The sequence below is a fragment of the Mesorhizobium sp. WSM3879 genome (assembly GCF_002294915.1).
GTDB lineage: Bacteria > Pseudomonadota > Alphaproteobacteria > Rhizobiales > Rhizobiaceae > Mesorhizobium.
On sequence record NZ_NSFZ01000002.1, the window covers coordinates 223230 to 237587 of the forward strand.

Consider the following 14358-nt stretch of genomic DNA (forward strand, 5'->3'; position numbering starts at 1 on the left):
CCCTGCATCAGCTGGTCTCCCAGCTAGCGGCGAAGATCCTCTCCACCGTCTTTTGCGGCGCCTGCGGGTCGACGTCGAAGATATCCGTGCGCGCCGTCCACATGACGAGGTCGTCGATGACATCGCCATCCTCATCGACCGCCGGGGCAGGCAGGGCGCCCAGCGCGGCATCCAGTTCGTCGGGGGTCAGCTCGCCCCGTTGCGCGGCGAAGGCCGCTTCCTCGATGCGGTCGAACCAGGCATCCGAATAGGCCAGCCTGAGCGGCGCCTCGGCAAGCCGTGCGACGACGCTGAGCGGGAACTGTCGGCCGACCTTGTCGGCGCTCTGCACGATGACGCCGGCCGAGGCGCCGAACGAGGCGGGGCCGGCGAGGAAGCGCAAGGCAGTGTCCGTCTGCCAGGCATCGTGGCCAAACAGCGGGACGATCTGCTGCGCCAGCCAGCGATCCCAGACGCGCACGAAATCGCCCGGCAGCCGCCGCGTCACGAAATCGCCGGTGGCGGGTATCTTTCCGTAGAAGCCGGTGCTCATATCTGCGGCGGACATGTGAACTTCTTGAACATCTCGAGTGTGTAGGGGTTCTCGACGCTTGCCGCCTTGAGCTCGAAATCGGCATACATACCTTTCGTGCCGAGGCGCAGGCTATAGACGTCGGAAAGGTTGGTTCCGGCGAACTTGCCGCCGCGCAGCATCCTCAGCCACGCCCAGCTGCCGGTCTCGTTGAGCATCACCTCGGGTGAGCCGTCGACCGGCTGGAAGGCGAGCGAGATCACGCCGGTGCCGTCCTTGCCGGGCCATGTCATCGGCTGCGGCCGGGTCGCGTTGTTGTAGTAGACGAGGTTCTGGCCATCGAGGTTGAGCGTCACCCGCGCCACGTTGGGCGACAGGTCCTTTGGCTCCAGCGTGAAGTTCATCACCGGGCCGGTGCCGCCGGGAAACAGGTCGTCGCGGATGTGCCGCGCCTGCTCGAACGCCGCCAGCGCGGCCGCGTCGAGGCCGAAATCGGCGCGCCATTTCCACGGCTGGCTGGCGGTGTCGACATAGTTGATCAGATGGTCGTTGATGAAGGCGTCGATCAGGCCGGCGGGGCCGAAGAGGCGCTGGAAGTCGCGCACATTGACATCCACCGCGCTCTCAGGGCTGAACGGATAGCGGTTGTTGAGCGCCGCCTGGCAGAAGGGCAGGATGTCGGCGCGCCAGATGGCGTTGAGCTCGTTGGTGACCGCCTTCTGCGACAGGCCGCTGGTGTCGCCGGCAATCCCGCCCAGCCAGTCGTTGATCGGCGAAGGCAGGATCTGCGCCTGTCTTGCGACCGCCCCCGTCAGCTCGGCCAGGCCGCCCTGCTTCTTGATGGCGTCTTGCGGGTCGGGGTTGGCCGACACCGTCTGCAGCACATTGGACAGCGCCGTCAGCGCCACCACGGCTGCGTCGAGCGCCGGCGGCTGGCCGTCCACCTCGGCGATCGTGCCCTTGAGCGGCTTGAAATGTTCGGCCACCAGGCTGCCGGTCATATCGACCTGCTCGGCCGAGCCCGCGCGTGGCAGTAATTTCGCTCCCGTCTTCACCACCTTGCCGAGTTTGCCGAGCTTGGAGAGCAGCTTCGAGCCGCTCTTGGCGGCGGCGCCGTTCTTGTCATCAGCCGGCGCCTCGTCGGAACGGGTGAGATCGAGTTCCTGCACGACCGCGGTGAGGAGGCGTTTCAACGCGGAATCGGCGCTCGAAAGGTCCTTGAGATTTTCGCTTGCGACGTTGAGGTCGGTCAGCGGCGCCAGCCGCATGTCGCGCAGGAAGCTGTCCCACTGCGAAATGTAGTCGTCGTAGTAGAGCTTCAGAATGTCTTCGGACAGCGCCGACACCGAGGTCTCGGCATTCTCCGAGCAGCCGCCGGCAAATACCGCGCGATCGAGCGCCGCCTGCGCCGCCACATCCTCGACGCGATCGAGAACGGCGTCGTGGAAGCCGGCATAGGTGTAGGCGCCGGGAACGCCGACGCGCAGCGTCTTGGCGGAGCGGCGCGCGAACACTTTGGCGCCGTTCGGGCCGGCGAAATTGGCCGGCACCCATTCCTTGACGGCTGCCACTTCCGGATCCGCGAGCAACTGCTTGTAGGCGCGCTCCGGCAGCGAGATGGTGCACACCGTCTTCAGCGCCTCGGCCACCAGCTCCTTGTCCGGGGCGATGTAGCTGTCGTCGACCGCCATGCGGCGGAGCGCGGCAAGCTGGTGCTGTTCGGCGTCGGCGGTCGGGAAGGGCGGGGCGGGGGCGAATTCCGGCAGACTGTTCACCCACCAGTTCTGCACGAAGTCGGTGTCCATCTGCGACAGGCCGGTCATCATGCGATAGGTCTTCAGCGCACCGAGCATGAAATCCGGATCGCGGATCTGCCGCCACATCGTGGCTTCGAGCAGCGCCACCATGTGCGGCTCGAGCACGTTGCGCAGCGCGTGGTCGTAAGTGTCGGTCTGGGCGCGCACGAGCTCGGCCGAAGCGGTCGGGCCGAGTAAATTGTGGACAGCCTCCGGCGGTGCGGTGCGTGCCGTCGCCACCGCGTCCATCGCGGCCAGCGCCCCATCCATCGTCGGCTGCTCCACCGAAGCCGGCGTGGCGGAGACGTCGGTCAGCGGCGCCTGCAGCGCCTCGAACTGGCCGGCCTGCTCGGTGATCGCATTGCGGTTGTCGAGATAGGACCAGGTGAACAGTCCACCCGCCAGCAGGGCGGCAAGCGCGCAAGCCGCGGCCGCGCCGCGCCAAATCCAGGCGCGGCGGCGCTGCGCCAACGGATCGAGCGTGCCGAGACCCGCTTCCTTGAAGATGACCTCGGTCAGGAGATTGCGCAGGAAGAAGCTGCGCTTCTCGACGCGCGGCGCCAGCATCGCGCGACGCGGCGGCAGCCCGAAGGAGGAGGACAGCGCCGCCGTCAGCCGGTCGATCGGCGCGCCTTCCTGTGTCGCCGAGGTCAGATAGAGGCCGCGCAGCCAGGCGGCTTCCTCGTAGCGGCTTTCGCCGAACATCGCCTCGATCAGCACCTGGATCGGCTCGGAGAGGCTGGCGAGCTGGGCCGGGAAACGGAAGATTTCCGCGCGCGATCCGAGCTTGTCCTCGTCCTCCAGGCGCGGCACCAGCCGCCGCTCCAGCTCCGTGGCAAGCGCGGCAAGCTCTCTTTCGACGGTCTTGGCGTCGATGCGGGCGTCGAGCGGAAAGGTCGTCCCCCATACCTGCTCGCGGGCGGCGGTCGAGAGACCGCCGAAGAAGGCCTCGAAGCCCTTGATCAGGTCGGCCTTGGTCAGCATCAGATAGACGGGAAGGCGGATTTCGAGGCGGTCGTTCAGCTCCGCCAGCCGGCGGCGGATCTTGCGGCCATGCGCCTTGATGGCTTCGTCGCCTTCCGAAAGCACATCGATCGACAGCGCGACGATGACGCCGTTGAGCGCGCGGCGGCCGCGATGCTTCTTGAGAAGATCGAGGAAACCCAGCCATTCCGTCGCGTCGACATCCGGCTGGCTTTCCTGCTGGACGTAACGGCCGGCGGTGTCGATCAGCACCGCGTTCTCCGAGAAGAACCAGTCGCAATTGCGCGTGCCGCCGACGCCCTGCAGATCGTCGGTGAGATCGATCGGGAAGTTGAGGCCTGACTGTCGCAGCGCCGTGGTCTTGCCCGTGGCCGGCGGTCCGACGATGACATACCAAGGCATCTCGCGCAGGAATTTGCGGCCGCCGAGCTTGCGTCGCTTGAGCTCCGCCATCACCTCGCCGAATTTGGCGCCGACCGCGGCAACGCTTTCCTCGCCAGGAGTGAGCTGCTTTTCCGCCACGGGCGCGGCGATCTCGGCGACGAACATGCGGTTGGCGCGGATCGCGCGGCGCTGCGCGATGATCAGCCAGATCAGCCACAGGATGATAAGCCCGGCGATGATGGCGATGCGCACATTGTCGGAATCGAACGGCGCATACGGGCCGACCTGGACGATCGGGCCGAACACCCAGATCAGCAGCGAAAGCAGCGCGATGCCGATCAGCGTCCAAAGGAAGCGCGAGGTGAGAACCGCCCAGAGGAAGCGCAAGATGAACATCAGAGCCTCTTCTCGACCAGGACCTCGACGCGGCGGTTGAGCGCGCGGCCCTCGCGCGTCGAGTTGTCGGCCACCGGATCGGTCTCGGCGCGGCCTTCGGAATGGATGCGCTCCTGCGGCACGCCGGCCTGCACCAGAAGATTGGCTATGGTCTCGGCGCGCGCTTCGGACAGCCGCTGGTTCGACGAAAGCGGGTTGGATTTCTGCAGGCGCACATTGTCGGTGTGGCCGACCACCGTGACGTTCCCGATGAGTTCCTGATTGGCGAGGATCACCTTGGCGATCGATTCTATCAGCGGCTCATAGCCCTGCGTGAGTGTCGGCCGCGCCGACTGGAACAGTTCGGGATTGGAAGACTGGATGACGAGCTTGGCCAGCGACACGCTCTCGGTCCCGCTCAGCGCCGGCTTGAGACCATCCGGCGCCTCGGCCTTGAATTCAGGCAGCAGCGCAAAATCGACCGGTTCCGGCTGCGGCGCCTCGGGTTCGGGCGCGTCGACCTTGGGCGCGGCGCGGGTGACGTCGCCCCGCGAGGGCGGCGGCAAAGCGCGGACCAGGGCGGAGAGCTCGACCGCCTGGCTGCTCAGCCCCATCGACAGGCCGACATAAGCAGCGGCGGCGATGACCACGGCCGCCAGCGCCATCACCCAGATCGGTACGATGAAGCGCTGCGGCTCGTCCGAGGCGATCACGCCCTTCCAGTTCGGCGACAGCGGCGCATCTTCGGCATCGGCATTGCGCAGGAAGCGCGCCGCCGCCACGCGAACGGCATTGAGCGAGCGGTCGCCGGCGCGGCCAGGCACGCGATATTTGCCGCGGAAGCCGAGCGCCAGGCAATAATATTGCAACTCCAGCATTTCGCGGTCGCGGTTCGGATGCCGCTCCAGTTCGTCGAGCCGCGAGAAGAACTGCGTGCCGGCATCGACGTCGCCGCGCAGCATCACCACCAGCGGCTGGCGTGGCCAGGCGCTGGCGCCGCCCCAGGGCGTGTTGAGCGCGAGATCGTCGAGCAAGGCCGCCACCGCCCAGGCGGCCTGATCGGCCCGCTCCAGCGACGAGCCCGCGGCCATCGCGGCATCGCGTGCGCGCACGAGCTCCTCGAGCAGGCGCGTGCGCAGCACTTCCGGGTTCTCCGGCGCCAGCGCGCTTTCCAACTCCGGCGCGAATTCGAGCAGCGGCGCGAAGCTATTGATCAGCACATTGGGATGGGCGCGCGCGCGCTTCACCGGCGCGCCCGGCGCCAGCGGCGCCATCGGCCGGGGCGAAGCGCCCGTCAGCCTGATGCGCGTGCGTTCGCGATCCTCCGACAGTCCGAAAGGATCATCCCGGCTCATGGCCTCACCTGTTCACCGAATAGCAGTCGACCTGCGGCTCGCTTGGCAGCACACCGGAAACGCCGATGACGAAACCGGGGGCGTCGAGCAGCGAGGCCCAATGCTCGCTCTTCTGGTCCAGCTCCAGGCACAGCCGGTCGCCGTCATAGGGAATCTCGCGCGGCTGCGAATGCAGCGGCTTCAGCGGAATGCCGGGCAGGCGCGACTTCCACAGCCCCTCGAACTGGTCGGCGGACCCGACGGTGGCCTGGTTGACGAAGATCTTGCGCAGCGCGTCTTCCGACAGTTCGGAGCCGACGCGGATGACGATGCGGCTGGCCACCAGAAGCTTCGGGTTGTCGATGCGCACCTTCCAGACATTGGTGGCATGCCGCATGACCGGCAGCGCGCGCGATTTCGGCTCGATATACCGCAGGCTGAGGATCAGCGAGCGCAAGGCGTCCGCCAGGGCCATATAGGCAGGGCCGGGCGCCATGTGGTCATAGGCCGGCAGCTCGCCGAGCCGGCGCGAGCTGGAGCCATAAGTCGCCATTTCGCCGGCGAGGCCGGCGAGCTCGAGATAGAGTTCGGCCGGATGGAAGACATCTTGCGCCAGCATGTGGGCGAGCCGCGGCTTGGCCGCATTGGCAAGGTGGAGCATCAGCAGGTCCTCGACGCTGCGGCCGGGCCCTCCCATCACCATCTTGCCATGCGCTTCGGCGATCTGGTCGAGACCAGTGACGACCTCCTGCAGCAGTTGCCGGTACCAGGCGACGGCGCCTGTGATCAGCGTCGGCGGCAGGAAGCTCTCGTCGAGCGAGACGCCGCCGTCGGCCCGCACACCCTTGATGTCGGCGACCGGCAGCGCGGTATAGCCGCCGACGGATTTGCCGGGCGCAAGCAGCACCGCTTGCGGGCGGGCGATCTCGATCTCTTCCGGGTCGGCGCCGCCCTGCACGGAATCGCGCACCGACACGATCCTGCCGTGATAGCGCGCTCCGGTCGACGCGGCATGCGCCGGGTCGAAACCGACGCCGCCGGGCGGCTCGAGCGGCAGCGCGACCAGCACCGGCCCGGCGCCGGTGTCGGCCGTTACCGGCAGCGGTTTCGGCGCGTCCATCATTTCCGGGATGGAGAAGGGCGTGCCGTCGGGGAAAATACCCCGGGCGGACACGATAGAAACCTGGCCTGCATCGAGCAGCGATTGATCGAGCGTCAGCTGCTGGAAGCCGAACGTATGGAGCTGGCCGGCCTGCAGCGCGCCCCGCACCATCGCCTCGAAGAACCGGTCCTGCTGCTGGAAATGCTGGGTTCTCAGGAAGAGCCCCTCGGACCATAGCACCCTGTTTGCGTCGCTCATGCCGCTGCTCTCTGCACTGCCAACTTCTACCTCGCCGTCAGGCGGAAATACCGCCGCCGCCTAGCGTAACGTTGATGGTGAATTTCGATCCCGCCGACACCGACTTGGTCGTGCGCCAGTTGCGTCCGCCGGGTTCGCGGATCAGCGCGACGAAGCCGAGCGCCGTCGCGTTCGGTTCGACCGTGATGGTCTTGGCCGCCGTCTTGCCCGGTGCGACGGAGATCGAATCGGATCCGATAAGGTCGGCCCCAAGTGCGGACCCCGCATCGCCCTGCAGCGCGAAATAATCGGCCGAATTGAACTTGCCGGTGCTGGCAAGCCGCATCACCAGCACAGTCACCGGTCGATCGCCGCCGCCGGGTCCCGGATTCATGCCGGCGCCACCGGTCACGTTGACCGAGATAACCGATGGTTTCGGCGGGCCGCTCTGGCAAGCCGCAAGCAGCCCCGTCGCGCCGAGGGCAACGATGAATTCGCGTCGATCGATCATGTCCTACTCCTCTTCGTATGCATCCCTGAAGTCTGCGCCGATCTCGCCCAGGAAACTCGATTCCGCGCTTTGGGCGATGTCGCGATGGCGTTTCTGGTAAAGCTCCCACAGCTTGGCGTTGCGGCCGCCCGCAAGCAGGTTGCCGATCGCGGAATTGGATTTCAGCTCTTCCTCGATCGTCGCCGGATCGAACCGGTCGATCATGCGCCGCAGCGCTGCCTGAACGCCGCGCCAGGCGCGCACGTGGTGCTGCGCGAGATCCTTCACCGCATCGCCGATCGCCGCCTCGCCGGAGAGGAAGCCGGGACTGCGCTCCGAGATTATGGTCACGATGACATCCTCGACCGTCGGCAGGAATTTGAGCGGGTTGACCTCGGAGGCGCCGACCACCGTCTGGGCAACGCGCGCGCTGCCCTTTTCCTCGGCGCGCTTGCGCAGAAGCTGCATCAGGCCGTCCAGCATCAGCCGGTACTCGCGCCCGAATTTTTCCATCTCGGCGATCGCGTCGCGCCCGAGAAAATCGGCCTCCTCGACCCCCATGCCGCGCAGGAAGGCGGCGCGCAGCGCCATATCGCCGGGCACAGGCTGAGCTGCACGGGACGGCCTGGGCGCGGGAGCCGGGCGCGGCGGAGGAGGCGGCTCGGGCGTGCGCGCCGGCAAGTCCCGCGGAGGAGCGACCTGCGGCTTTTCGGCCGGCTGCTCGCTGCGACGGGCCGTATGCGCGCCGTTGGCGGAGGCAGGCGTCGCGGCTGGGCCGAAGCCGAAGTCGTCGAAGCCGGTCGGTTTCGGCGCCGGCTGCGCCGTATCGCCGCGCGCGGGCATGTCGCCGAAGCCGAACGGATCGGACCGGCCAGTTGCCGAGTCGTCGTCCGAGGCCGGTGTCGCCACCGGGTCGAGGCTGAATGGGTCGTCGAAGGCGGGCGAACTGCGCTGGTTCGAGGCGCGGTCATACGCGCCGGGCACAGGCTGCTCGAACGGGTCCGGCAGATCGGCCGGCCGCGGCCGCCGCGGCTCCTCCTCGACCTTGGCCGAAAAGAAATCGTCGCCGCCGATGCTGGGCGAAGATCGCGGCTGAGGCGCCGACCAGGCGGCGGCGGAATGGTTGGCGACCTCACCGACCGAAGTCTGGCTCGCGCTTGGCTGGACCTCGACATAGAGCACGTAGTCGCCCAGTCTCAAACGCATGCCGCTTTGCAGCCGTGCCGACCTGCCGGTGCCGAGCGGGCTGTCGGAATCGTCGATGAACAGCCCGCTGCTCGATGTATCGGTGACGAAGTAGCCGTCGCGGCCGCCGCTGATCTTGCAATGGGCGCGCGACACGAACATGTCCGGATCGTCGATCTGCCAGCCGGCATCGGCGCTGCGCCCGATCACCAGCTCGCCTTCGTCCAGCCGGGTCTGCCTGACCACCTGGGAGCGCGGGCCTTGTTCCAGCGTCAGCAGCAGGCTCATGCGGCCGCCTCCGCCATTTCCGGCCGCCAGCCGACGACAGTGCGGAGCTTGAGATCGTCGGCGTCTCCCTTCTCGGCGGGGCGAGCGAGCCAGGAGGTTCGGCCGAGCTGGACGGTTCCGATTTTCGGCAGCGGCACGGCGTCGCGCGCAAGCACGATGCGCAAATCGACATCCAGCGCTTCGCCGATCATGTCGCGCACCGCTTTCTTGAAGAGGGCGAGGCGCCGCTCTCCGGGCAGGAACGACTTGAAATCGTCGAGATCGAGCGGGCCGACGCGCAACTCGATCCGGCTCTGGCGGCTGAAGACGCGCGGGCCGATCGTCGCCCCGCGCCCGAGCGCCGCATAGGCCTTGCCGACGCGGCTCTGCAGTGCCGCCGGTATGGTGATCCAGGAAGTGACGAATTCCTTGATCTCGACCGGCACCTTGAAGGCCGTGGCAAGAAACAAGGTCAGCCGTTCCGGACCGTCGACCTGGCTGGCCAGCGATCCGGCCTGGCGCAGCCGCACAGCGTCGAGTTCGGCATCCTGGGTGCCGGGAAGGCCGATCCCCGACATCGCTTCCAGCATGGCGCGGACGCGTCCGCCGATCGAGCGCTCGACCTGCACCGCCGGATGTGCGTCGGCCCAGGCGCGGTAGTAAAGCGCGATCATCCGGTGCTGCAGGATGTTGACGAAGTCGACGAAGGTTGTGTCGCTGGTCTGCTCCGCTTGCGTGCCGGTGAACCAGCGCTGCGACAGCCGGTCGAGCACCCAGCGCGTCAGATGCAGCGGCATCGGCCCTTCGGGCCCGAGCAGTCCGAGATTGGCGACGGTCACCCGCGCCGGAGCCTTTTCGCCCGCCTCCTGAAATTTCATCACGTCCCTGGCCGAGAAGCTCAGGCGAACATGCTGGCCGAGCCGCGCCGGCTCGCGATTGGCCTGGCCGGAATAGCCGAACAGCCCGCCCCTCTGCTCCAGCCGGCGCAGCAGCTCGAAGAAGTCAAAGCTTTCCGACAACGCCCCGATTCCGTCTGAGACGGCTTCGCTCAGGGCGGGCCGCGCTAGATCAGGTAGCGATTGCCGGGCGTCATCGGCCATGGCACATCCTCCTGCTTCTGCAGCAGCCGCGTGCGTGTCCGCACGAAACCGTTTATCCCGGCATGGCGGGCAAACAGCCGCGCCAGCAGGGCCGAAAGCAAAAGCGTGCTTTGCCCCGCCAGCACCGACTGGTCGACATGCAGCGTCACTTCCGTGCCCCGCCCGAAGCACATCGGCCCGTCGATCTTGAGCCGCTCTATCACTGGGCGCGAGTCGATGCGCGTGATCGAATGCACGTTGCGGGCGAGGCTCGGGTCGCCGCGGTCGGCATAGAGATCGAGCAGCGCGTGCAGCGGATCGACGCCGCGGCCTTCCTTGGCGAGACTCAAGAAGTTGAGCGAGAGCTGCGCCACCAGCCGCCAGGCAAGATTGTCGGCGCGGGATTCGCCTTCGGCGCCCGCCGGCAGCGACGCCGGGATCGACGGCTGGGGCGGCCGCAGCGCGCCGAGCAGCCTGACGGCCTCCACCGGGTCCGCCGTCTCCAGCGTCAGTGTCGGTGTGTCGTCGAGGATCGGTAGGTCGCGATTGGTGCAAAGCGCAATGACGTCGAGGCGCTTGAGCGGCCGGTTGGCCGGGCTGCCGGCCGGGCGCGACACCGAGAGGAAAACATCGTCTCCCGTGTAGGAGGTGCGGGTCAGGCCGTCGCGACGCTCATCTTCGGTGGCCCTACGAGGGCGCCGCTCGGTCGAATACACCCAGCCGCTGCCGCGGTTCTGCCCCAGGCTGAAAAGCTCGGGAATCTCGGCCTCGCTGCCCTCCGCGTCGGCATCCTCCACTCGGGTGACGCGGAAGATCTCGAAATCGCGCGCTCTGGTTCGATCGGCATGCAGCACTTGCCGTGTCCTGCGCGGATCGATCTCGATGACGTTGCATTCGCGCTCGAAGAGATTGATCAGCGGCGTCACGAAGAGCTCGAAATCGGCCGGCGCAACGTCGGCGAGCTCGGGCACCGGGCGGCGGAACAGGAAGATGATCTCCATCCCCGCCTCGCATCTGCGCACCACCGGCTGCAGGCCGGCGACCCGCACATAGTGGAAGCGTTCGGGGATCATGAAATATTCGCGCAGCAGCCGGTAGCCCTCGAAGGTCGGGCGGGTGCGCGGCATCAGCGCCTCGTCGTCGCGGATGCCGACCATTTCGGGCTCGGGCAGCGCCGATAGCGGATTGGTCTTTCCTTCCGCCCGCGCGCCGACGGCCGAGCAGGCCCCGAAGATCGCGTCGAACAGGAGCGGCGCCTTGGTGCGACCGGCGAAATAGAGATCGAGACGGTCGAGCGACAGCTCGCTGAGCTTGCCCTTTCCGGTGCGCGCAAGCGCGACGCGCAGCGCTGCCTCGCCGCGCGCGCCGGCGACTGGGCCGATGCCGGCGGCAGCCAGCGCGCTGCGATCCTGGAAATAGCTGACAGAGGTGATCGCGATCGGCCATAGCGTGATCTCTTGCGCGGTGCTGAAGGTTGACCGCGTCGACAGTCCCGGATGCAGGCTGGAGACCAGTCGTGTGCCGCGCGCGACGGTATGGCCGGCGATCATCGACTGCACCTGCTGGCCGGGTTTCAGCACCGCCATCGCCGTTGCCGGCGCCGGGGTGACCAGGTCCGGGTAAAGCACGTCGAGCACGGCGCGAGAGAAGCGCGAGCGCTCGGCGTCGACCTTCAGCCGCGTGCGCGCGGCAAGGAAGGCCACGCCGTCGAGCAGCCGTTCGACATAGGGGTCCGGGCAGGGGACGGTGTCGAGGGAAAGATTGCGGGCGACTGCCGGATGCATATCGGCGAACTCGGCCGCGAGCGCCCGGATATGGGTCAGTTCTTCTTCGTAATATTCGACGAAGACCCGATCCATCTCAGGTCTCCCGGAATTCGGTTCGCGCCAGGCCGTTGTCGAGATTGATCGTGGTGCGCAGCCGCATGCGTTCCGGCGTCGGCGTCATGATCAGCACGGCGTCGATCTCGATCTTCAGGCCGACGCTCTTGTCGCCGAGCGTGACATTGACCGTCGTGGCGCTTTCCTTGAGCCGCGGCTCGAAGGTGGCGAGCACCGCGCGGATCTCGCGCGCCAGGGTATCGCGGTCGAAGTCCCGCGAGGAGCGGCCGGAGAAGGACGGCACGCCGTAGTTCACGACGCTGCGGCGCACCTCCGGAAAGTCGGCAAGCGACGGCAGCTCGTCCAGGGGCTGTTCGTGCTCGGCATCGGAAAGCATCGGAACGGACTCGAAGCGCTCGGTGTTGAACAAGGCTTCGATGTCGCGCCGGACGGCTTCCCTGAGCACCCGCGCCGACACCACCACGCCGCGGCTTTCGATCTCGGCCCGATGTTCGGCCTGGAACACCAGACGGTGCAGGCGCCGCTTTTGGTCGGGGGTGAGTTCCACATCGGCATCGATGGTGCGTGCGCTGCCGGCAAGAAGAGCCTCGACGCGCTCGGCGCCGAGTTCTTCTTCCAGCAGGCGACGCAGCCCCTCGATCTCCGACGTCAGCCCGGGCAGGTCGTTGATGAGGCGGTCCCAGAGGGAGGGCTGGACCGCCTCGCGCTTTGCTCGCGAACTGCCGGCGAGCTGCGCCCTTGCGCCGGGCCTTTTGGCCTCACTTGCCGACATAGACATCCATTTCGATCTCGTCGTCCTTGTCGTAGACGAATTTGATCTTCTTGTAGGCGAAGCTCACTTCTTCCTCGATCAGGTCGGCCTCGTCATCGGCCTGCTTCATGTCGTATTCCATGATCGAAGCGTCGGTGAGCGTCACCACCAGATAATCGCTGGTCTCGCCGTCGATGGTGCGGCGCGCCGAAAACACCACTTCGTCGAGCGCCTTGTTGTCGAACAGCGCCTTCTTCAGGTAAGGCGACGCCTTGTCGTAATGCTTGGTGAACTTGATCATCCCCAAGGATACGCGCCCGCGGCGCGAGAGCGAATTGGGATCGTAAGGCGCGATCATCTTGTAGTCGACGCCATGGACTTCGATCTCATCTTCGTGGCCGTCGCGCACACTGGGACCCTTGATGTCCGGAACTTTCAGAAAACCATCGATCTTCATTGAAGGCATTGTCTTTCTCCACCGCTCTCAAACCAAACATGATGACTATGCTTGCTATTTCACCCCTTCACTGACGGCAGTTCGGACACCAGCCGGAGCGAGGCATTGATGCCTTCCAGCTGGTAGTGCGGACGCAGATAGAAACGGGCGTTGTAGTAACCGGGCCGGCCTTCGACACTGTCGACCTGGACCTCGGCCGCGGCGAGCGGGCGCTTGGCGCGCGCCTTGTCGTCGGCAAAGGCTGGATTGGCCAGCACGTACCGGTTGATCCATTCGGTCAACCAGATCTGCATGTCGGTGCGTTCCTTGAACGAGCCGATCTTGTCGCGCGCGATCGCCTTGAGGTAGTGGGCGAAGCGCGAGACCGGGAATAGGTAGGGCAGGTTGGCGCTGAGCCGCTCGTTGGCCTGCGCGTCGGGATCGACCAGACGCCCGGCTCGCGTCTCGTCGTCCTGCAGCGAATGGGCGCCGATGAAGGCCGCAAGATCGGTGTTCTTCCGGTGCAGGATCGGCATCAGACCGAGCTTGGCGAGCTCCGCTTCGCGCCGGTCGTCGATGGCGACTTCCGTCGGGCATTTCATCGCGATCGATCCGTCGTCGGTCGGAAACGCGTGCACCGGCAGGTTGAGCACCGTGCCGCCGTTTTCGACGCCGCGGATCTGTGTGCCCCAGCCAAAAAGCTTGTGGCTGCGGTTGATGTTGACGCCCATCGGAAAGGCGGCGTTCATCCAGACATATTTGTTGTGGTCGCCTCCCACTTCTTCCTCGAAGGTGAAACCCTTCACCGGAACGGTCTCGGAGCCGTAAGGCAGGCGCGCCAGCACCCGCGGCATGGTGAGGCCGATATAGCGGGCGTCCTCGCTCTCGCGCAGCGACTGCCACGAGGCATAGGCCGGGTTGTTGACGATCATCTGCAGGTCCTGCGGGTTGGGCAGTTCCTGCCAGCTGTCCATGCGGAACAGGCGCGGCGAGGCGGCGGCGATGAAGGGCGTGTGCGCCGAGGCGCAGACGCCGGAGATGTTGCGCAGCAGGCCGACGTCGCGCGGATGGTTCGAGAATTCGTAGGCGCCGAGAATGCAGCCGATCGGCTCGCCGCCCAGCATCGAATACTCGTCCGTATAGACCTTCTTGAAGATCGGGCTCTGGTCCCACATCTGGCCTTCATAGTCTTCCAGCGTGTCGGCCAGCTGTTCCTTGGAGATGTTCATCACCCGGATCTTGAGCTTTGTATCCGTCTCGGTGTTGTTGACGAGATACCAGAGGCCGCGCCAGGTGCCTTCCATCTCGCGCACTTCCGGCGCGTGCAGGATCTCGTTGACCTGCGTCGTCAGCATCTTGTCGATGCCGGCGATCAGCGACTTGATCGACTTGATCGCATTGGACGAGATGGTGGTGGTTTCGGAGCGCGACTGCGCCGCCAGCGCCAGGTTGCGCACCAGCTGCTGCAGCTTCTCGCTGTCGTCCTTCTTGACCTTGAAATCCTTTTCCAGGAGGCCGCTGAATTCGCCGAGGTCAATCGCTTCCGCCTCGGCGGTGGCGGCTGCGGTTTTTTGCTGTTCAGCCAT

General features: G+C 66.4%; 11 protein-coding genes. All 11 read right to left on the reverse strand.

Going from position 1 to position 14358, the window contains the following annotated elements; genetic code table 11:
- Positions 1–7: 7 nt before the first annotated feature.
- Genes tagF through tssC form a run of 11 tightly spaced genes read right to left on the reverse strand, consistent with a single transcriptional unit; the run spans position 8 to position 14358 of the window.
- Entirely contained in the window at positions 8–547 is a 540-nt protein-coding gene (tagF, locus tag CK218_RS04485; RefSeq protein ID WP_095827000.1) for a type VI secretion system-associated protein TagF, read from the reverse strand.
- Positions 529–4071 (reverse strand): type VI secretion system membrane subunit TssM, encoded by a 3543-nt coding sequence (tssM, locus tag CK218_RS04490; protein ID WP_095827001.1) that lies wholly within the window; start codon positions 4069–4071, stop codon positions 529–531. Before tssM ends, tagF begins: the two co-directional genes overlap by 19 nt.
- Positions 4071–5405, reverse strand: a complete 1335-nt coding sequence (gene tssL, locus CK218_RS04495) for a type VI secretion system protein TssL, long form (protein WP_095801005.1) — start codon at positions 5403–5405, stop codon at positions 4071–4073. Before tssL ends, tssM begins: the two co-directional genes overlap by 1 nt.
- 4 nt (positions 5406–5409) lie before the next feature.
- Positions 5410–6744 carry a type VI secretion system baseplate subunit TssK gene (gene tssK, locus CK218_RS04500; protein WP_067327608.1) on the reverse strand — a complete coding sequence of 445 codons (1335 nt, stop codon included), beginning with the start codon at positions 6742–6744 and terminating at the stop codon, positions 5410–5412.
- 37 nt (positions 6745–6781) lie between these two features.
- Complete coding sequence (gene tssJ, locus CK218_RS04505) at positions 6782–7234, reverse strand: type VI secretion system lipoprotein TssJ (RefSeq protein WP_066989071.1); 453 nt, start codon at positions 7232–7234, stop codon at positions 6782–6784.
- 3 nt (positions 7235–7237) lie between these two features.
- A complete protein-coding gene (gene tagH, locus CK218_RS04510; protein WP_095827002.1) occupies positions 7238–8686 on the reverse strand; it encodes a type VI secretion system-associated FHA domain protein TagH in 1449 nt (482 codons plus the stop codon).
- Positions 8683–9765, reverse strand: coding sequence for a type VI secretion system baseplate subunit TssG (gene tssG, locus CK218_RS04515; RefSeq protein ID WP_095827003.1), 1083 nt, complete (start codon positions 9763–9765; stop codon positions 8683–8685). The genes tagH and tssG overlap by 4 nt, the downstream gene beginning before the upstream one ends.
- Entirely contained in the window at positions 9729–11603 is a 1875-nt protein-coding gene (gene tssF / locus CK218_RS04520; RefSeq protein ID WP_095827004.1) for a type VI secretion system baseplate subunit TssF, read from the reverse strand. Before tssF ends, tssG begins: the two co-directional genes overlap by 37 nt.
- Before the next feature lies 1 nt (position 11604).
- The gene (gene tssE / locus CK218_RS04525) at positions 11605–12357 is read right to left on the reverse strand and encodes a type VI secretion system baseplate subunit TssE (protein ID WP_095776299.1); all 753 of its coding nucleotides are present in this window, start codon (positions 12355–12357) and stop codon (positions 11605–11607) included.
- Positions 12344–12793, reverse strand: a complete 450-nt coding sequence (locus CK218_RS04530; RefSeq protein WP_170950255.1) for an Hcp family type VI secretion system effector — start codon at positions 12791–12793, stop codon at positions 12344–12346. The genes tssE and CK218_RS04530 overlap by 14 nt, the downstream gene beginning before the upstream one ends.
- Positions 12794–12852: 59 nt before the next feature.
- Positions 12853–14358: a type VI secretion system contractile sheath large subunit gene (tssC, locus tag CK218_RS04535; protein ID WP_066989059.1), complete on the reverse strand. Its 1506-nt coding sequence runs from the start codon at positions 14356–14358 to the stop codon at positions 12853–12855.